Annotated in this window: 20 protein-coding genes and 1 other annotated feature; all 20 genes read left to right on the top strand. The window is 44.6% G+C overall.

What is annotated here, in order from left to right; translation table 11 throughout:
* Positions 1-723: 723 nt before the first annotated feature.
* The 20 genes from V6B33_RS20180 to rplK all read left to right on the top strand — a co-directional run bounded on the left by V6B33_RS20180 (position 724) and on the right by rplK (position 19,050).
* Positions 724-1,185 (top strand): CtsR family transcriptional regulator, encoded by a 462-nt coding sequence (locus V6B33_RS20180; protein ID WP_334219452.1) that lies wholly within the window; start codon positions 724-726, stop codon positions 1,183-1,185.
* A gap of 20 nt (positions 1,186-1,205) precedes the next feature.
* Positions 1,206-1,754: a UvrB/UvrC motif-containing protein gene (locus tag V6B33_RS20175; RefSeq protein ID WP_334219451.1), complete on the top strand. Its 549-nt coding sequence runs from the start codon at positions 1,206-1,208 to the stop codon at positions 1,752-1,754.
* The gene (locus V6B33_RS20170; RefSeq protein ID WP_334219450.1) at positions 1,751-2,833 is read left to right on the top strand and encodes a protein arginine kinase; all 1,083 of its coding nucleotides are present in this window, start codon (positions 1,751-1,753) and stop codon (positions 2,831-2,833) included. Before V6B33_RS20175 ends, V6B33_RS20170 begins: the two co-directional genes overlap by 4 nt.
* Position 2,834: 1 nt before the next feature.
* Positions 2,835-5,276, top strand: a complete 2,442-nt coding sequence (clpC, locus tag V6B33_RS20165) for an ATP-dependent protease ATP-binding subunit ClpC (RefSeq protein ID WP_334219449.1) — start codon at positions 2,835-2,837, stop codon at positions 5,274-5,276.
* Positions 5,277-5,471: 195 nt separating this feature from the next.
* On the top strand, positions 5,472-6,848 hold the full coding sequence (gene radA / locus V6B33_RS20160) for a DNA repair protein RadA (protein WP_334219448.1): 1,377 nt from the start codon (positions 5,472-5,474) through the stop codon (positions 6,846-6,848).
* 3 nt (positions 6,849-6,851) lie between these two features.
* Positions 6,852-7,922: a DNA integrity scanning diadenylate cyclase DisA gene (gene disA / locus V6B33_RS20155; RefSeq protein WP_334219447.1), complete on the top strand. Its 1,071-nt coding sequence runs from the start codon at positions 6,852-6,854 to the stop codon at positions 7,920-7,922.
* A gap of 216 nt (positions 7,923-8,138) precedes the next feature.
* On the top strand, positions 8,139-9,230 hold the full coding sequence (locus V6B33_RS20150; RefSeq protein WP_334219446.1) for a PIN/TRAM domain-containing protein: 1,092 nt from the start codon (positions 8,139-8,141) through the stop codon (positions 9,228-9,230).
* 573 nt (positions 9,231-9,803) lie between these two features.
* Positions 9,804-10,508 carry a 2-C-methyl-D-erythritol 4-phosphate cytidylyltransferase gene (gene ispD, locus V6B33_RS20145; protein WP_334219445.1) on the top strand — a complete coding sequence of 235 codons (705 nt, stop codon included), beginning with the start codon at positions 9,804-9,806 and terminating at the stop codon, positions 10,506-10,508.
* A complete protein-coding gene (gene ispF, locus V6B33_RS20140; RefSeq protein WP_334219444.1) occupies positions 10,501-10,977 on the top strand; it encodes a 2-C-methyl-D-erythritol 2,4-cyclodiphosphate synthase in 477 nt (158 codons plus the stop codon). Before ispD ends, ispF begins: the two co-directional genes overlap by 8 nt.
* 88 nt (positions 10,978-11,065) lie before the next feature.
* A complete protein-coding gene (gene gltX / locus V6B33_RS20135) occupies positions 11,066-12,523 on the top strand; it encodes a glutamate--tRNA ligase (protein ID WP_334219443.1) in 1,458 nt (485 codons plus the stop codon).
* A gap of 49 nt (positions 12,524-12,572) precedes the next feature.
* Positions 12,573-12,790, top strand: a binding site (T-box leader).
* Positions 12,791-12,849: 59 nt separating this feature from the next.
* Positions 12,850-13,500 (top strand): serine O-acetyltransferase, encoded by a 651-nt coding sequence (cysE, locus tag V6B33_RS20130; RefSeq protein WP_334219442.1) that lies wholly within the window; start codon positions 12,850-12,852, stop codon positions 13,498-13,500.
* Positions 13,497-14,900 carry a cysteine--tRNA ligase gene (gene cysS, locus V6B33_RS20125; protein WP_334219441.1) on the top strand — a complete coding sequence of 468 codons (1,404 nt, stop codon included), beginning with the start codon at positions 13,497-13,499 and terminating at the stop codon, positions 14,898-14,900. Before cysE ends, cysS begins: the two co-directional genes overlap by 4 nt.
* A complete protein-coding gene (locus V6B33_RS20120; RefSeq protein ID WP_334219440.1) occupies positions 14,900-15,313 on the top strand; it encodes a Mini-ribonuclease 3 in 414 nt (137 codons plus the stop codon). The genes cysS and V6B33_RS20120 overlap by 1 nt, the downstream gene beginning before the upstream one ends.
* Positions 15,314-15,316: 3 nt before the next feature.
* On the top strand, positions 15,317-16,060 hold the full coding sequence (rlmB, locus tag V6B33_RS20115; protein ID WP_334219439.1) for a 23S rRNA (guanosine(2251)-2'-O)-methyltransferase RlmB: 744 nt from the start codon (positions 15,317-15,319) through the stop codon (positions 16,058-16,060).
* A gap of 6 nt (positions 16,061-16,066) precedes the next feature.
* On the top strand, positions 16,067-16,576 hold the full coding sequence (locus V6B33_RS20110; RefSeq protein WP_334219438.1) for an NYN domain-containing protein: 510 nt from the start codon (positions 16,067-16,069) through the stop codon (positions 16,574-16,576).
* 83 nt (positions 16,577-16,659) lie between these two features.
* On the top strand, positions 16,660-17,298 hold the full coding sequence (gene sigH / locus V6B33_RS20105) for an RNA polymerase sporulation sigma factor SigH (protein ID WP_334219454.1): 639 nt from the start codon (positions 16,660-16,662) through the stop codon (positions 17,296-17,298).
* 69 nt (positions 17,299-17,367) lie between these two features.
* Positions 17,368-17,520: a 50S ribosomal protein L33 gene (rpmG, locus tag V6B33_RS20100; protein WP_442915572.1), complete on the top strand. Its 153-nt coding sequence runs from the start codon at positions 17,368-17,370 to the stop codon at positions 17,518-17,520.
* Between the two features lie 48 nt (positions 17,521-17,568).
* Positions 17,569-17,745, top strand: coding sequence for a preprotein translocase subunit SecE (gene secE / locus V6B33_RS20095; RefSeq protein WP_334219436.1), 177 nt, complete (start codon positions 17,569-17,571; stop codon positions 17,743-17,745).
* 169 nt (positions 17,746-17,914) lie between these two features.
* Positions 17,915-18,448 carry a transcription termination/antitermination protein NusG gene (gene nusG, locus V6B33_RS20090; protein ID WP_334219435.1) on the top strand — a complete coding sequence of 178 codons (534 nt, stop codon included), beginning with the start codon at positions 17,915-17,917 and terminating at the stop codon, positions 18,446-18,448.
* A 176-nt stretch (positions 18,449-18,624) separates the two neighbouring features.
* The gene (rplK, locus tag V6B33_RS20085; RefSeq protein ID WP_032085258.1) at positions 18,625-19,050 is read left to right on the top strand and encodes a 50S ribosomal protein L11; all 426 of its coding nucleotides are present in this window, start codon (positions 18,625-18,627) and stop codon (positions 19,048-19,050) included.
* Positions 19,051-19,086: the final 36 nt, after the last annotated feature.

Genomic DNA, 19,086 nt, shown 5'->3' with positions numbered 1-19,086 from the left:
GGCTGTTTTTTTGTTTTTGTTGAATGAGGTATAGGGTTGCTCCTCTGCCATTTGAATTGATCCATTTCCAAAAAAACATCCTTTTTCATCATTTAAGCCTTTTTTGTCTTTTTTCATTCAAAATCTTATTAAGACAGGAATGAAAGGTTTAAATTCCTCGAACATGCCTCCATTCCACTCCAAAATCCATATTTCAGTCAAGGCTCGATTGCAGTAAGCAGCCATATATTATCGAAAAAGAAGATTTTATTATCAACATTTGAAAGTTTATTATCGAAAATCGACTTTTATTATCGAAACCTGAAATTCTATTTTCAAGATACAAGGGTTATAATCGGAAGCACTGTCTGATGAACAATCCGAAGGTTTTATTATCAAAAACCACCACCAACACAACAACAACCGGAAACAAACCTGAACAACTCATCCGCCCTCCAACATCGCCTCACCCATTAACCGCCACCAATAATAGCGTCGCTGTGCCAGTGTGCCAAAATTCAGATCGGACCCAATCTGCCATTAACCGACCCGGACCGCCCAACATACTATACCCTAGGCTGAACTATCTAAAATAAGGAACAATCAGAATTAACACCTTTTATACGTTTAAAAATTTTCTAAAACAGGAAAACTTCTAAGGGTAAGTTCATAATTGCAAAGTGAAAGAAGCGATTGTATAATTATAGTCAAATATAGTCAAAGTCAAATTGAGGAGGAGGTTTGATGAGGAACATTTCCGACATCATCGAAAGTTATTTGAAGAATGTTTTGGAGCTTAGTGAAAGTGAAATAGTCGAGATAAAGAGAAGTGAGATCGCGGATAAGTTTCAATGTGTTCCTTCTCAAATCAATTATGTGATCAACACCCGTTTTACGATTGAGCGGGGGTATGTTGTTGAAAGTAAGCGGGGCGGCGGGGGCTATATCCGGATTATGAAGGTGAAAGCCCATGACCAGGTCCATCTTATAGATCAGCTCGTATCGCTGGTGAGAAATGCCATCAGTCAAAGTACGGCTGCAGATATCATTTTCAGATTGGTGGAAGAAGATATTATCTCTGAACGGGAGGCCAAGATCATGCTGAGCGTGATGGATCGGTCGGTGATCATAGTAGAACTGCCTGAGCGGGATATCCTTCGGGGAAGAATGTTAAAGGCGATGCTGGATAGCTTGAAGTATGAATAAAGGTTAGAGGAGTGAGTTGGATGATCTGTCAAGAGTGTAATGAGAGACCTGCTACTCTTCATTTCACGAAGGTAATAAATGGGGAGAAGACGGAAGTGCATCTGTGTGAGCAATGCGCCCAGGACAAGGGAGATAAATTCATGTTTGATTCTTCGCCTGGATTTTCTGTGAACAATTTATTGGCAGGCCTGCTTAATATTTCACCTGCATTGAAGCAGGCGAAAACTTCAGAAATTTCTCAGCAAGAGATTTTGCAGTGTGAAAAGTGCAAAATGACTTTTCAGCAGTTCATCAACGTGGGACGGTTCGGATGTTCTCATTGTTATGAGACGTTCCAATCACAATTGGATCCCATTTTAAAGCGGGTTCACAGCGGCAATGTCGAGCATCACGGAAAGATTCCTGAACGCATGGGCGGAGCCATCCACCTGAAGAAAAGAATCCTCCAATTGAGGACGGATTTGCAGGCATCGATCGGAAATGAAGAATTTGAGCAAGCTGCAGAGATCCGAGACGAGATCCGCTCCCTTGAGAAAGAGATTAAGAATGAAGGGGGAGATGGCCAATGAGTCTTGAGAGGTTTTTGAGTAATACGGTAAGCTCCTGGATGAATGAAGAGGGTCCAAATTCGGATATTGTGCTGAGTTCCCGTGTGCGGCTGGCACGGAATTTCACGGATTTCCGCTACTCCACTCTTTATTCGGCAGAAGAAGCAGAGGAAATTGTGAACCGGGTCAGGGACAAGGTGCCACTTTATCCAAAAGATTTAGGTGAATTGGAATTTCTGGCTACGAATGAGATTCAACCGCTTCAAAAGAGGGTATTAATGGAGAAACACCTGATCAGTCCTAATCTGGCTGAGAATGAAAACGACGGTGCGGTGCTTCTATCAAATGAAGAAGATGTAAGCATTATGATAAACGAAGAAGATCATATTCGAATACAGTGCTTATATCCGGGTCTGCAATTGAATGAGGCTTTAAATCGGGCCAATGGAATCGACGATTGGTTTGAAAGTGAATTTAATTATGCGTTTGATGAGAAACGCGGATACTTAACGACCTGCCCGACGAATGTGGGGACAGGACTAAGGGCTTCTGTCATGATGCACCTGCCTGGACTTGTACTGACTCAGCAGCTGAACAGGATCATTCCAGCCATCAATCAGCTGGGGCTGGTGGTCAGGGGGATTTATGGAGAAGGCAGTGAAGCACTCGGCAATATTTTTCAAATATCCAATCAGATCACTTTAGGTAAATCGGAAGAGGATATCGTGGAGGATCTGCTGAGCGTCGTAAAGCAGATCATCGAGAAAGAAGAGTCTGCCAGGGAAGCATTAGTCAAGACATCGAACATACAATTAGAAGACAGAGTATTCCGGTCTCTCGGTGTACTTGAACACAGCCGGATCATCGAATCCAAGGAAGCGGCGAAATGTTTATCCGATGTCAGGCTCGGAATCGATTTGGGATACATCAAAAATATATCCAAGAATATATTGAATGAACTAATGATTTTGACTCAGCCGGGATTCCTGCAGCAATATTCAGGAGGACCGCTAAAACCGAATGAAAGAGACATAAGAAGGTCTTCTTTGATACGAGAGCGAATTAAGTTAGATAAAGACGCATGTGAGGAGGAAGAATAATATGATGTTTGGTCGATTTACAGAAAGAGCACAAAAGGTATTGGCATTGGCGCAAGAAGAAGCAATCCGCTTGGCGCACAGTAATATTGGCACTGAACATATTTTATTGGGACTTGTCCGTGAAGGTGAGGGTATTGCGGCAAAGGCCTTGACTGCGCTGGGATTAAGTCCGGAAAAGATCCAGAAAGAAGTGGAAGGGCTGATCGGCAAAGGCACGGAGAAATCCCAAACCATTCATTATACACCCAGGGCGAAGAAGGTCATCGAGCTTTCGATGGATGAAGCACGTAAGCTTGGCCACTCATATGTGGGCACTGAACATATTTTACTAGGTTTGATCCGCGAAGGTGAAGGCGTGGCTGCAAGAGTACTTGGAAATCTCGGTGTCAGCCTGAATAAAGCGAGACAGCAGGTTCTGCAGCTGCTCGGAAGTAATGATTCCAATAATCATCAAGGCGGAGGGAATGCAAATGCAAATACCCCTACCCTCGACAGCCTGGCACGTGACTTGACGGCGATTGCAAGAGAAGGCAGCCTGGATCCCGTCATTGGAAGAAGCAAAGAAATCCAGCGGGTGATCGAAGTACTAAGCCGCCGTACGAAGAATAATCCGGTTTTGATCGGAGAGCCTGGTGTCGGTAAAACAGCCATTGCAGAAGGTCTTGCACAGCAGATCATTGCCAATGAAGTACCAGAGATCCTCCGTGATAAACGTGTTATGACCCTTGATATGGGTACGGTCGTTGCCGGAACGAAATACCGCGGTGAGTTTGAGGACCGCCTGAAGAAAGTGATGGATGAAATCCGTCAGGCAGGGAACATCATCCTGTTCATCGACGAGCTTCATACCTTGATCGGTGCAGGTGGAGCAGAAGGGGCGATCGATGCTTCCAACATCCTTAAACCGTCATTGGCACGGGGAGAACTGCAATGTATCGGTGCCACTACATTGGATGAATACCGGAAATATATTGAAAAGGATGCAGCACTCGAACGACGTTTTCAGCCAATTCAAGTGAATGAGCCGACCGCTGAAGAGTCCGTCCAAATTTTAAAAGGGCTGCGTGATCGTTATGAAGCCCATCACCGTGTGTCGATCACGGATGAAGCGATCGATGCGGCGGTTAAGTTATCCGATCGTTATATCTCAGACCGATTCCTGCCGGATAAAGCGATTGATTTAATTGATGAAGCAGGTTCCAAGGTCCGTCTGCGTTCCTATACGACTCCTCCGAATTTGAAAGAGCTTGAATCCAGGCTAGAGGAGATCCGCAAAGAGAAGGATGCAGCCGTTCAGAGCCAGGAATTTGAGAAGGCCGCTTCATTGCGTGATACTGAACAGAAGCTGCGTGAAGAGTTGGAAGAAACAAAGAACACATGGAAAGAAAAGCAGGGCCAGGAAAATACGGAAGTGACAGTGGAAGATATTGCGACAGTCGTTTCCAACTGGACTGGAGTGCCTGTTTCGAAACTTGCCCAGACAGAAACAGACCGCCTGTTGAAACTGGAAGAGATCCTTCATTCACGTGTAATCGGTCAGTCTGAAGCGGTAGTGGCTGTTTCCAAGGCAGTACGACGCGCCCGTGCAGGACTGAAAGATCCGAAACGACCGATCGGTTCTTTCATTTTCTTAGGGCCGACTGGAGTAGGTAAGACAGAACTTGCCCGTGCATTAGCTGAATCGATGTTCGGTGATGAGGAAGCGATGATCCGGATTGATATGTCCGAGTACATGGAAAAGCACTCCACTTCACGGCTGGTCGGGTCGCCTCCGGGATATGTAGGCTATGATGAAGGCGGACAACTGACTGAAAAAGTTCGACGCAAGCCTTACTCTGTCATCCTGCTCGACGAAATCGAAAAAGCTCACCCTGACGTATTCAACATCCTCCTTCAGGTGCTGGAAGATGGACGATTGACAGATTCGAAAGGGAGAACGGTAGACTTTAGGAATACTGTGCTTATCATGACATCGAATGTTGGAGCACAATCCCTTAAGAGCAATAAATACGTTGGATTCAACATCCAGGATGGAAAACAGGATTATAAGGATATGAAAGGAAAGGTAATGGAAGAGCTTAAGAGGGCCTTCCGTCCAGAGTTCCTTAACCGTATTGATGAAATCATTGTGTTCCACTCCCTGGAAAAAGAACATTTGAAAGAGATTGTCACGCTAATGTCTGATCAGCTGACAAAACGCCTGAAGGAGCAGGATATCCATATCGAGCTTTCCCTTGCTGCAAAAGAGAAGATCGCAGATGAAGGGTTCGATCCTGAATACGGTGCCCGCCCTCTTCGCCGTGCGATTCAAAAGCATGTTGAAGATAAGCTGTCGGAAGAGTTATTGAGAGGGAAAGTCTTAACTGGTCAGAACATCGTGATCGACGTCGAGGACAATGAATTTTTGGTGAAGGTAAAAGAAGAAGCTAATTCTCCAACCTAAAATCACCAAATGAAAAGAGGTACACGTATAAGCATGGCGTGTACCTCTTTTTTAATACTCTAATGGGAAATTTTAATACATAGACACGAAGGGTTTTTTATTGAAAGCATTACACAAAATCGTTACAATCATTCCAATAAGGATTGGTATGATTCTATTTTAGAGAAAATCGATTAAAAGAGGAGAAGAACCGATTTGGCAAAGAAAAAGACGAAATTTGTATGTTCCTCGTGTGGATACGAGTCAGCTAAATGGATGGGGAAATGTCCGGGATGCGGTGAATGGAATACAATGGTGGAAGAGATTGCGATGACCGGTAAACAGCCCCGTGCTGCGTTTATGCACAGTGAGAAGAACGGTCCATCGAAGGCGGAAAAACTCTCATCCATTGAAACGAGGCAGGAACCGCGGGTTCTAACCGAGTCCAGGGAATTGAACCGTGTCCTTGGCGGCGGGGTTGTACCCGGCTCGCTGGTTTTAATAGGTGGAGATCCGGGTATAGGAAAATCTACTTTACTGTTGCAGGTTTCCTCACAGCTTGCCCAGCAAAGCCAGAAGGTTTTATATATTTCAGGGGAAGAATCGATAAAGCAGACCAAATTACGGGCAGATCGTTTAAATATCAAAGGCGACGACTTATATATCTATGCGGAGACCAATCTGGAGTCCATTCATCAAACGATTGAGCATTTGTCTCCTGACTTTGTAATCATTGACTCTATACAGACCATTTATCATCCTGAAGTCACGTCTGCTCCGGGAAGTGTTTCGCAGGTACGGGAGTGTACGGCAGAGTTAATGAGAATCGGAAAGACGAAAGGCATTGCCATCTTTATTGTAGGGCATGTTACTAAGGAAGGTTCGATTGCAGGACCAAGACTGCTCGAACATATGGTCGATACCGTTTTATATTTTGAAGGTGAGCGACATCATTCATATAGAATTTTACGTGCGGTGAAGAACCGGTTTGGATCGACGAATGAAATGGGGATCTTTGAAATGAAGGAGCTTGGTCTGGAAGAGGTAGCCAATCCTTCGGAGATTTTTCTCGAGGAGCGCTCTGAAGGAGCAACGGGATCCACTGTTGTAGCCTCGATGGAAGGGACGAGACCGGTGCTTGTGGAGATACAGGCTCTTGTCACACCGACAAGTTTCAATAATCCTCGCCGTATGGCAACCGGAATTGATCATAGCCGCGTTTCGCTGATCATGGCTGTATTGGAGAAGCGTGTTGGAATGCTTTTGCAGCAGCAGGATGCCTACCTGAAAGTGGCAGGGGGAGTAAAGCTTGATGAACCGGCGATTGATTTGGCGGTTGCGACGAGCATAGCTTCCAGTTTCCGTGATAAGGCTTCTAATCCTCATGACTGTATAATCGGCGAAGTGGGGCTGACGGGTGAAATCAGAAGAGTGTCGAGAATCGAACAACGGGTTCAGGAAGCTGCAAAATTAGGCTTCAAGCGCGTGATCGTCCCTCAAAACAACTTGAGCGGATGGCATCCGCCTTCTGATATAAATGTAGTTGGAGTGTCAACGATAAACGAAGCGCTTGCTCTTATTTTAGGAGGATAAGGTATGGAAGAGAGAAAAACAGACAAATCGATATCGGATATTTTACAATTTGTCGCTCCGGGTGCCCCGATCAGGGAAGGTATTGATAATGTATTGAGGGCGAAAACGGGAGGACTGATCGTTGTCGGCTTCAACGAGAAAGTAAGGTCCTTGGTAGATGGCGGTTTTCACATCAATTGCTCCTTCTCCCCGAGCTACCTCTATGAGCTGGCTAAGATGGACGGGGCCATCATTTTGAATGAAGCAGGCACAAAAATACTTTATGCAAATGCGCAGCTGGCTCCGGATGTTTATGTTCCTTCTACCGAAACCGGGATGAGGCACCGTACGGCGGAAAGGGTGGCAAGGCAGACGAATGCCCTTGTTATCGCGATTTCGCAAAGACGAAATGTCATCACTCTTTATCAGGGGAAATTCCGCTATGCGCTTAAAGACATTTCGGTCATTTTAACAAAGGCGAATCAAGCCATTCAGACCTTGGAGAAGTACAAGGTCGTCCTTGATCAGAGCATATCCAATCTGTCGGTCCTGGAATTCGAGGAACTTGTTACACACAGCGACCTCCTACAGGTTCTGCACCGATTTGAAATGGTCCTCCGTATTAAGAATGAACTATTGACGTACCTGAGTGAGCTGGGAACGGAAGGAAGGCTCATCCGCCTGCAGATGAATGAATTGCTGACTGATATTGAAGAGGAAGCGATGCTGATAGTCCGTGATTATGCGAGCGAGCGGGATACGAAGCCGTTTGAAGTATTATTTAAATTCCAGGAGCTTGTCCATTCCGAAGTGCTTGATGATCACGTTCTGTTAAAAATGTTTGGATACCAAGGCTATGTGCACCCCGATGATGCCATCTTTCCGCGTGGATACCGGGTGTTGAACAAAATTCCGCGTCTTCCGGTCGTCATCATTGAAAACTTGATCACCGAATTTGAAACATTGCCAAAGGTGTGCAGTGCATCTGTTGATGAATTGGATGAAGTAGAGGGAATCGGTGAAGTGAGAGCGAGAAAAATCAAAGAAGGCCTGAAGCTCATTAAAGAACAGACATTTGCAGACCGGCAATTATAGAGACTAGTCAAAAAGCCCCTATTATGATACAATGGAATTTTTCTTCAAAAAATTGACAGTTTCATATGGACGTGTTAGCCTTTTTAAAAGGCCATGTGTAAAATTGGGTTTTTTATATCAAAAATAGTTCGGTCCGAGTTAAATTCATGAAGTTTTCCAATTTCAGACGTTTTAAAAATAGTAAATTGATTATAATGAGAAGGAGGAGGTGAGGGAATGTTAAAGAATATCGTGAAAGCGTGCTTCCTTATCGTAGGCGGTACACTTGGAATCTTTCTGCTTCCCGAATTATTAACCGTTTTAAATTTATCTGACATTCTCTTAATAAACAACCCTTATATGACTGCCATATTTGGTGCCATTATCTTTTATATTCTTACGTTTTGGGCAGTCGAATACGTCGTCAATTTCGTTAAGTGGTTTGAGGATAGTCTTGTAAAGGCACCTGTCACAGATTTATTATTCGGCAGTTTAGGTTTGATTATTGGTCTTTTTGTAGCATATTTATTTGGTATTCCTTTCAATCAGATGGAAATTCCGATCGTGAATACGGTTGTTCCCATTCTTCTGACATTGCTGCTTGGTTATTTAGGGTTCCAGGTAGGCTTTAAGAAGAGAGATGAACTGATGAACCTCTTTCCAAGTGCAGGAAAAGGAAAGAAAAAAGGTGCAGAGGATGATCCGGAAGATAACGGAGTGAAAACTCTCAAGATCCTGGATACGAGTGTGATCATCGACGGACGCATCGCTGATATTTGTCAAACTGGATTCCTTGAAGGGATTGTGGTCATTCCGCAATTCGTCCTGGAGGAACTTCAGCATATTGCCGATTCGTCAGACGTATTGAAACGGAATCGCGGAAGAAGAGGTCTTGATATTCTAAATCGGATCCAAAAAGAGCTGCCTGTAGAGGTGCAGATTTATGAAGGCGACTTTGAGGAAATTCAGGAAGTAGATTCTAAGCTTGTGAAACTGGCAAAGATTACGAATGGAATTGTGGTAACGAATGATTTTAACCTGAATAAAGTATGTGACCTTCAAAGTGTACAAGTATTAAATATCAACGACTTGGCAAACGCAGTCAAGCCGGTTGTTCTTCCGGGAGAAGAATTGAAGGTGCAAGTGATCAAAGACGGGAAAGAGCATAATCAGGGTATTGCATACTTGGACGACGGAACGATGATCGTCGTCGAAGAAGGCCGCAACTACATTGGCAAATACATCGATGTCCTTGTAACCAGCGTACTGCAAACCTCTGCAGGACGAATGATCTTCGCCAAACCCAAGCAATTGGAAAAAGCACTATAAATAGAAAAGCGGAGGCGGCTCGCCCAGCCCCGACAAGCATAAGATGAATGGTCCGGGAAGGCGTACTTTGCCTTCATGGATCATTTAGCTTATGACCTCGAGGGGCTAGCCGCCGGAGCTGGACAGATAGAAGAGCGGAGGCGGCTCGCCCAGCCCACTATAACCAAGTCAGTCTGAAAGGTAACATTCTTTTAGGCTGGCTTACTTTATGATGTGTTATAAAAATTGATATTGAAAAAATTGAATCAAAGATTCTGAAAAAGAATTTAGTCTTTGTAATAGGCATTTCCCGCTGTTGATTGGAGTACAAGACGAAGACTCCTGCGAGAGAAGTGGCCAAAGCGAGACCCCGGAGGCAAAAAGCCGAGGAGCTCACGGGTCAGCCGCGGAAAGCGAAGTCTTGCACGGAAATCAACAGCGGAGTTTAGATATGTTTTACTTATAACCAAACGATGGAAATTTTAGCTCTTTGAAAATAAGCCAACAAATCATCAACAAACAACTTTGCTCTGGCTCCTTTGATACTGTAAGCTATAATAAGAATTGAGAAAACGGAGTTAAAGGAGTTAAGGTATGGAGTATCAAGTTGTCATCCCTGCTGCCGGACAAGGAAAGAGGATGAAAGCGGGTAAAAATAAATTGCTGCTTGAATTGAATAGCTGCCCGGTCATCATTCATACACTGCGGGTGTTTGATCATGACCCTGACTGCAAAGGCATCTATCTGGCCATCCATCCCGGTGACCGTGAAGCGCTGCAAAATTTGATCACGCGCTTCAACATCAAAAAAGTCATCAAACTGGTCGAAGGCGGAGATGAAAGACAGCACTCAGTATATAATGCATTGCTTGAGGTTTCCCACGAGATCGTTCTTGTTCATGACGGGGCAAGACCATTCATAAAATCAACGACGATCCATCATCTTGTAGAAGAGGCAAAATCCTCGGGAGCCGCGATTGCCGCTGTCCCGGTGAAAGATACCATCAAGAAAGTAATCGAAGGAGCGGTCGAAGAAACGATTGAACGCTCAAGCTTGTGGATGGTACAGACTCCACAGGCTTTTCGTGTTTCATTATTGAAGCGGGCGCATTCGGAAGCGGCTGAAGGAGGATTCCTGGGTACGGATGATGCTTCCCTTGTGGAGAGGCTGAACATCGGCGTTTCAGTCGTTGAGAGTGATTACGATAATATTAAACTGACGACACCTGAAGATTTGTACTTTGCAGAAGCAATTGTAAAGAAACAAGAGGAAATGAGTGGAGGGAACAAACATGTTTAGAATCGGACAAGGTTTTGATGTACATCAATTAACAGAAGGCAGACCCCTGATCATGGGAGGCATGACCATTCCGTATGAAAAAGGATTACTGGGTCACTCTGATGCAGACGTATTGCTCCACGCAGTGGCGGATGGCTGCCTGGGTGCGATTGCAGCAGGTGATATCGGCAAGCACTTCCCTGACACCGACCCGGAATTCAAAGACGCAGATTCGGCCAAGCTGCTTCAACATGTATGGCTGCTGGTGAAAGAACAAGGATACGAACTTGGGAATATCGACTGTACCATCATCGCCCAACAGCCGAAAATGCGCCCATACATCGATGAAATGAGAGTAAGAATCGCGGGGCTGCTAGAAGCCGACATCACCCAAGTCAACGTCAAGGCAACCACTTCAGAGAAACTTGGTTTTACAGGACGAGGAGAAGGAATCGCCGCCCAGACAACGGTATTGATCAAAAAGAAATAACCATTGGAATTCGCTTTATTCCCTGTCACAACGGTGTTAAAATAGGTCAGAGGATTGAAAGTACGTAACCATGAAGGAGGAAACAATCATGACAAATGAAGTTCGTGTACGTTATGCCCCAAGTCCAACGGGACATTTACATATCGGCAACGCAAGAACAGCCCTGTTCAACTATCTATATGCCCGCAGTGTAAACGGCAAATTCATCATCCGCATTGAAGATACAGATAAGAAGAGAAACATAGAAGGCGGAGAAGAAAGTCAGCTGAAATATCTTCAATGGCTTGGCATCGATTGGGATGAAAGTGTGGATAAGCCGGGTGAATACGGCCCGTATCGTCAATCTGAACGGAATCATATCTATGAACAGTACCTGAACGAGCTTTTAGAAAGCGAAAAGGCTTATAAATGTTATTGCACGGAAGAAGAGCTGGAAGCTGAACGTGAAGCTCAAACAGCTGCAGGTCAGATGCCCCGTTATTCAGGCAAATGCCGCAATCTGACGAAAGAAGACCAGGACCGTCTGGCTGCAGAAGGCCGCCAGCCAAGCATTCGTTTCAGAGTGCCTGCAGGCAAAGTGTATTCTTTCAACGACATCGTGAAAGAGGATGTTTCCTTCGAATCGGATGGTATCGGTGACTTTGTTATTGCAAAGAAAGATGGAACGCCAACGTATAATTTTGCGGTAGCAGTGGATGATTACTTAATGAAGATTTCCCACGTGCTGCGCGGTGAAGACCATATCTCGAATACGCCTAAGCAGTTGATGATCTTTGAAGCACTTGGATGGGAAGCCCCTGTATTCGGCCATATGACGCTGATCGTGAATGAAAGCCGTAAAAAGCTGAGTAAGCGGGATGAAAGCATCATCCAATTCATCGAGCAATACGAAGCTCTTGGTTACCTTCCGGAAGCACTTTTCAATTTTATTGCCTTACTCGGATGGTCTCCGAAGGGGGAAGAAGAACTGTTCTCAAAAGACCAGTTCATCGAAATCTTTGATCCCGAACGCCTATCCACTTCTTCTGCCCTTTTTGATAACCAGAAGCTGACATGGATGAACAATCAATATATGAAGAACCTTGAACTCGACCAAGTTGTTGAGCTTTCACTTCCGCACCTGATCAAGGCAGGCAAGCTGGAAGAACCAATGACAGATGAGAAGCGTGAGTGGGCTAAAGGCGTCATTTCGCTTTATCAGGAGCAAATGAGCTTTGGTGCAGAAATCGTAGAACTGTCAGAAATGTTCTTCAATACAGGTATTGAATACGATGAGGATGCTAAAGCCGTATTGGAGGAAGAACAAGTTCCTGAAGTGCTGCAGGCGTTCCTGGAAGAAATCGATGCACTTGAAAACTGCGAAGCGGCTGAAATCAAAAAATCGATCAAGGCTGTCCAAAAATCGACTGGCCATAAAGGGAAAAAGCTGTTCATGCCGATCCGTGCGGCCGTTACGGGACAGACTCACGGTCCTGAACTGCCGAATGCGATTGAGCTTTTAGGGAAAGATAATGTAAAGCATCGTCTTCAAAGTCTTTTAGGTTAACATTTATGAATAAATGTAATATAGTAAGAGTACCAATTAATTAATTATACTAATCGCGTTGATGAGGAGAAGTAAGAAAAGGACGCTTTTTAGAGAGAACCATCACCGGCTGAAAGTGGTTCAGGCCTCTCTTTTTCTGAAATGCACCTCAGAGCCCGTTACTGAAATAAGTAGGTAATGGCGGTTTCCCTGCCGTTAACAGGATGAGGTGGAGGAGAGTGACTCTTCTCAATCAGAGTGGAACCGCGCTGCCTATGCGTCTCTGTCATGATGACAGAGACGTTTTTTTATTTCCTTATAAAGCTTTCAAGATAGGAGGGGAGACGATGTTTAAGACATTTAAAGAAGATATAGATGTTGTGTTCGATCAGGACCCGGCTGCGAGGAGTTACATTGAAGTGGTTCTGACGTATTCCGGACTCCATGCCATCTGGTCCCATCGGATTGCCCATGCATTTTTCAAGCGGAAGTTCTTTTTCCTCGCACGTGTGATTTCTCAGATCAGCCGATTCTTTACAGGCATCGAGATTCATCCCGGGGCAAAGATCGGCCGCAGATTCTTCATCGACCACGGCATGGGTGTGGTGATTGGGGAAACATGTGAAATAGGGAACAACGTGACGATTTTCCAAGGGGTCACACTTGGGGGGACCGGTAAGGAAAAAGGAAAGCGTCATCCCACGATTCACGATAATGCCCTGATTGCAACAGGAGCAAAAGTATTAGGTTCGATTGTAATTGGAGAAAATTCTAAAGTGGGAGCGGGTTCTGTCGTGCTGAAAGATGTACCGCCCGATTCCACTGTGGTCGGTATCCCGGGCAGAATCGTAATCAGGGACGGGGTAAAGGTACAGAAAGATCTGAATCACAGCAACCTGCCTGATCCTGTATACGACCGGATGAAACAGATGCAGGAAGAAATCGATGAACTAAAAACAGTAGTGAAGGAATATGAGGGAAGGAGTCGATCAATGTGACGATTCGTTTATACAATACGTTGACGAGAAAGAAAGAGGAATTTCAGCCGCTGGAAGAGGGTAAAGTGAAAATGTATGTGTGCGGCCCGACAGTTTACAACTATATTCATATCGGGAATGCCAGGCCAGCCATTGTATTCGATACAGTCAGACGCTATCTGGAATACAGGGGGTTTGACGTTCAATTTGTATCCAACTTCACAGATGTGGATGACAAATTGATCAAAGCGGCGAATGAATTGGGCGAGGAAGTCCCGGCCATAGCCGAGCGTTTTATACAAGCATATTTTGAAGACACTGGTGCGCTCGGGTGCAAAAAAGCGGATATTCATCCGACCGTTACTGAAAATATTGATACGATTATCGACTTCATTTCTGCCCTCGTTGAAAAAGGCTATGCTTATGAATCGCAGGGTGATGTGTATTACCGTACGAGAAAATTTGAAGGATACGGCAAACTGTCTCATCAGCCAATCGATGAACTAAAGGCGGGTGCGCGTATCGATGTAGGCGATAAGAAAGAGGATGCTCTTGATTTCGTACTATGGAAAGCGGCCAAGGAAAGCGAAATTTCATGGGATAGCCCATGGGGAAGCGGCCGCCCCGGATGGCACATCGAATGCTCTGCGATGGCCAAGCGTTATCTTGGTGACAGCATCGATATCCATGCAGGCGGACAGGATCTCACTTTCCCTCATCACGAAAATGAAATCGCACAGACAGAAGCACTGACGGGCAAGCAATTCGCCAAATATTGGATGCATAATGGTTACATCAATATCGATAATGAGAAGATGTCAAAGTCACTCGGTAATTTCGTATTGGTCCATGACATAATCAAAGAACAGGATCCGCAGGTTCTGAGGTTCTTCATGCTGTCCGTTCACTACAGGCATCCAATCAACTACAATCTTGAAGTCCTGCAAAATGCCGAAACGGCCCTTGACCGCATCAAGACTGCATATGAAAACCTTAAACACCGCAAGGATTCAAGTACGGATCTCACGGATCACAACCAGGAATGGCTGGATAAGGTTGCAGGGTTAAAAGATCAGTTCATTTCCGAAATGGATGATGACTTCAATACAGCGAATGGTATTTCAGTCCTGTTTGAACTTTCCAAGCAAGCCAACTACTATCTGATGGAGAAGAATACCGCAGTGGAGGTCATTGATTCTTTCACTCATCAATTTGAGAATTTCTTTGATGTACTGGGTCTCAGCCTGCAAGCGGAAGCGGAGCTGCTGGACGAAGAAGTCGAAGAGTTGATTGAAAAACGCATCCAGGCCCGAAAGGACAGAAACTTCCAGTTGGCGGATGAAATCCGTGATACATTGAAAGAAATGAAGATCATTTTAGAAGACACACCACAGGGTACCCGCTGGAAAAGAGGATCCTGATGATATACGAAACAAATGAACAAATCGATGCCAAACAAATAAATGCACTTGCCCTTGCGTATATGGGGGATGCCGTCTATGAAACATATGTACGGCAGTTCCTGTTGACAAAGGGGAAAATCAAGCCGAACCAGCTTCACAGAGCGGCAACCAACTATGTATCAGCGAAAGCGCAGGCAGCAATCTTGAAGAAGCTTTTTGAAGAAGACCGCTTGACCGATGAAGAGGTCAGTATCGTCAAGCGCGGGCGCAATGCCAAATCAGGGAGTGTACCTAAGAATACAGATGTGCAGACATATAATCACAGCACGGCTTTTGAAGCACTGATCGGCTATCTATTTTTACTTAACCGGACTGAACGGCTGGAAGAGCTGATCAAGATCATTTTCGAACTGAAAGGAAAGGAGGAATAAGACATGAGCAAGGATTTTATCGGTGGAAGAAACCCCGTCATTGAAGCGTTGAAGTCGGGGAGGGAAATTAATAAGATATGGATTGCGGAAGGTTCCCAGAAGGGATCGATTCAGCAGATTCTCGGTCTTGCCAAAGAATCGAAGGTAATGGTTCAATACGTTCCGAAAAAGAAAATAGAACAGATGGTAGCAGAGAATCATCAGGGTGTCGTTGCTTCGGTGGCTGCTTATACATATGCGGAAATCGATGATATTTTTGATAAGGCGGCACAGAAAGGGGAAGATCCGTTCGTTCTTATTCTGGACGAGCTTGAAGACCCTCATAATCTTGGATCCATCATGAGAACAGCTGATGCAACAGGTGCTCACGGGATCATCATTCCAAAACGCCGGGCGGTTGGATTGACGTCCACAGTAGCCAAAGCTTCCACGGGAGCAATCGAACATATTCCTGTTGCCCGCGTCACAAATCTCTCGAGAGCGGTGGACGAGCTGAAGGAACGCGGTGTGTGGGTCGCAGGCACGGATGCATCGGGCAGGCAGGATTACCGTCAGCTTGACGGAACATTGCCAATCGGGCTCATTATCGGAAGTGAAGGAAAAGGGATGAGCCGGATTCTTCGCGAGAAGTGTGATTTCCTGGTTCAACTTCCGATGGCGGGCCATGTCACATCCTTGAATGCCTCGGTGGCAGCCAGTGTGTTGATGTATGAGGTTTATCGGAATCGCCGCCCATTGGGGGAGTAGTGCGGAATGGATATTCTCCTTGTGGATGGCTACAACATTATCGGTGCCTGGCCGGAACTGAATGAGTTAAAGAAAAAGGACCTGGCGGCAGCCAGAGATCGGCTGGTCGAGCAGATGGCCGAATATCAAGGATACACAGGTTACCGGGTCATCGTGGTCTTCGATGCGTACTATGTCCAGGGAATCGCGCGTAAATACAATAATTACAAGGTGGAAGTATTATTTACAAAGGAAAATGAAACGGCGGATGAACGGATCGAGAAGCTGGCTATCGAGCTCGGTAATATTAAAACCCAAATCCATGTGGCAACATCCGATTTCACCGAACAATGGGCAATCTTCGGTCAGGGTGCCCTCCGTAAATCAGCGAGGGAACTTCTGACAGAAATAAATGTCATCGAAAAAAAGATTGAAAGAAAAGTCCGTAAATCCACTGACACAAAGCCATCTTCAAAGATTCATCTTTCCGAAGAAATTACTGAAATTTTCGAAAAATGGCGCCGGGGAGACCGATGACCGGTTGACGATTGAATTTTCTGTAATGTATAATATTTCTATCTATTGTTTTGCGCGGGGGGATGTGTGTGAGCAATAACACCATGAAGAATACATTTACCAGTCAATTTGAAGGTATGGGTGATGAAGGGATAATAGAAGCCGTTCATCAGGGTAACAGTGAAGCGCTCGATTTTCTGATTAAGAAATACCGCAATTTCGTGAGGGCTAAAGCCCGTTCGTATTTTTTGATCGGTGCAGACAAAGAGGATATCGTACAGGAAGGGATGATCGGTCTTTATAAAGCCATCCGTGATTACAAAGAGGACAAGCTTACTTCATTTAAAGCATTTGCGGAGCTTTGCATCACCAGACAGATCATAACGGCGATCAAGACAGCCACAAGACAGAAGCATATACCGCTCAATTCATATGTTTCATTGGACAAGCCCATTTATGATGATGAATCCGACAGGACTTTGCTGGATGTTATTTCAGGTACGAAGGTTATGGATCCGGAAGAGCTCATTATCAATCGTGAAGAATTCGATAACATGGAAGATAAAATGGCCCAGCTGCTCAGCGACCTTGAGAGGAAAGTCCTGGCACTTTATTTGGATGGACAATCCTATCAGGAAATTTCGGAAGAATTGAACCGTCATGTCAAATCAATTGATAACGCTTTACAGCGGGTAAAGCGTAAGCTCGAGAGATATCTTGAGGTACGGGAAATAACCATGTAAATGTGTTATTGACACAAATTGGTGCCCGTGTTATTTTTGATAGGACTTACTATGTATATGTTAAGGTGAATGATTATGGCTGCTAAACTAGTACTGGCCTGTTCGGTGTGCGGTTCAAGAAATTACAGTGTCCCAAGTAACCGCAATCAATCGGTGAGGCTGGAAATAAAGAAGTTTTGTAATACATGCAATGCTCACACCCTACACAAAGAAACAAAATAGTTGAGTGAGAAGTCTTGCGTATTGATACAAGTTGGAGGTTACAAAAGGATGGTTAATTTCTTTCGCAATGTTGCATCAGAGATGAGAAAGGTCAGCTGGCCAAAACGTAAAGAATTAACACGCTACACAATCACTGTTATCACGACAGTCATTTTCGTTGCTGTTTTCTTTGCTGTTATCGATTTAGGGATTTCCGAATTGATGCGTTTAATTATCGGTCAATAAGAGAAAGATAGAATTAGTTGTATATAACATGTCAAAGCATGGTATAATGAACAATAATAGAGTACATGACCTTTAAGCCCGTTCACTTTTACGGGTTTTTTCATTTGTAGAAAAAAGTCAAACAGTATTCTTTAAATAGCGAGGAGGGACGGACGCTAAGTCCTATCAAATGGAGAAGAATTGGTATGTAGTTCATACTTATTCAGGCTATGAGAACAAGGTTAAAGCCAATCTTGAAAAACGTGTTGAATCAATGGGGATGCAAGATAAGATCTTCCGCGTGCTCGTACCTGAAGAAGAAGAGACAGATATTAAGAACGGTAAGAAAAAAGTAGTGAAGAAGAAAGTATTTCCGGGTTACGTCATCGTGGAAATTGTCATGACGGATGATTCCTGGTATGTTGTCCGTAATACTCCGGGAGTGACAGGCTTCGTCGGTTCGACGGGTTCGGGATCAAAGCCTACACCTCTGCTTCCGGAAGAAGTGACGTATCTTCTGAAACAAATGGGCATGACCGAGAAGAAGGTCGAAATTGATTTCGAATTGGGCGAGACGGTAAAGGTGAACGAAGGTCCGTTTGCTAACTTCACAGGCTCGATTGAAGAAATCGATTCTGCCAAATCCAAAGTCAAAGTTCATGTCAATATGTTCGGCAGAGATACCCCGGTAGAACTTGATTTCTCTCAAATTGATAAATTATAATGGAAAAGAACTTGAAATCACTCTGAAAAAGTGATAATATTTCATAAGTCAGTGCGTCTCGACAAGAGATACTGAAACTAATAAACGTTCTTTATGTTGATAAAGACATTTTTTACATTTGAGTGGGAGGGTGAAAAGCCCAATAACCACATCACGGACTTAAGGAGGTGTGTCTCGTGGCTAAAAAAGTTATCAAAATGGTTAAATTGCAGATTCCTGCGGGGAAAGCTAATCCAGCTCCACCGGTTGGTCCTGCATTAGGTCAAGCAGGTGTTAACATCATGGGATTCTGTAAGGAATTCAATGCTCGTACAGCAGATCAAGCTGGCTTAATCATTCCTGTTGAAATTACGGTATTTGAAGACCGTTCATTTACATTCATCACAAAAACTCCACCTGCAGCTGTTCTACTTAAGAAAGCGGCTGGTATCGAGTCTGGTTCAGGCGAACCGAACAGCAAGAAAGTGGCAACACTTAAACGCGATAAAGTACGTGAAATTGCTGAAACAAAAATGCCTGACTTAAATGCAGCTAGCGTTGAATCAGCTATGCGCATGGTAGAAGGAACTGCGCGCAGCATGGGTATCGTCATCGAAGACTAATCCAGCTTCGCTTATTTGAATGTTCCTGTTGAACGA

Source organism: Mangrovibacillus sp. Mu-81, assembly GCF_036867415.1.
Lineage (GTDB): Bacteria > Bacillota > Bacilli > Bacillales > Bacillaceae_B > Rossellomorea.
Note: the sequence above shows the minus strand (reverse complement) of the source record. Positions and strands in the feature narration are given on the sequence as shown.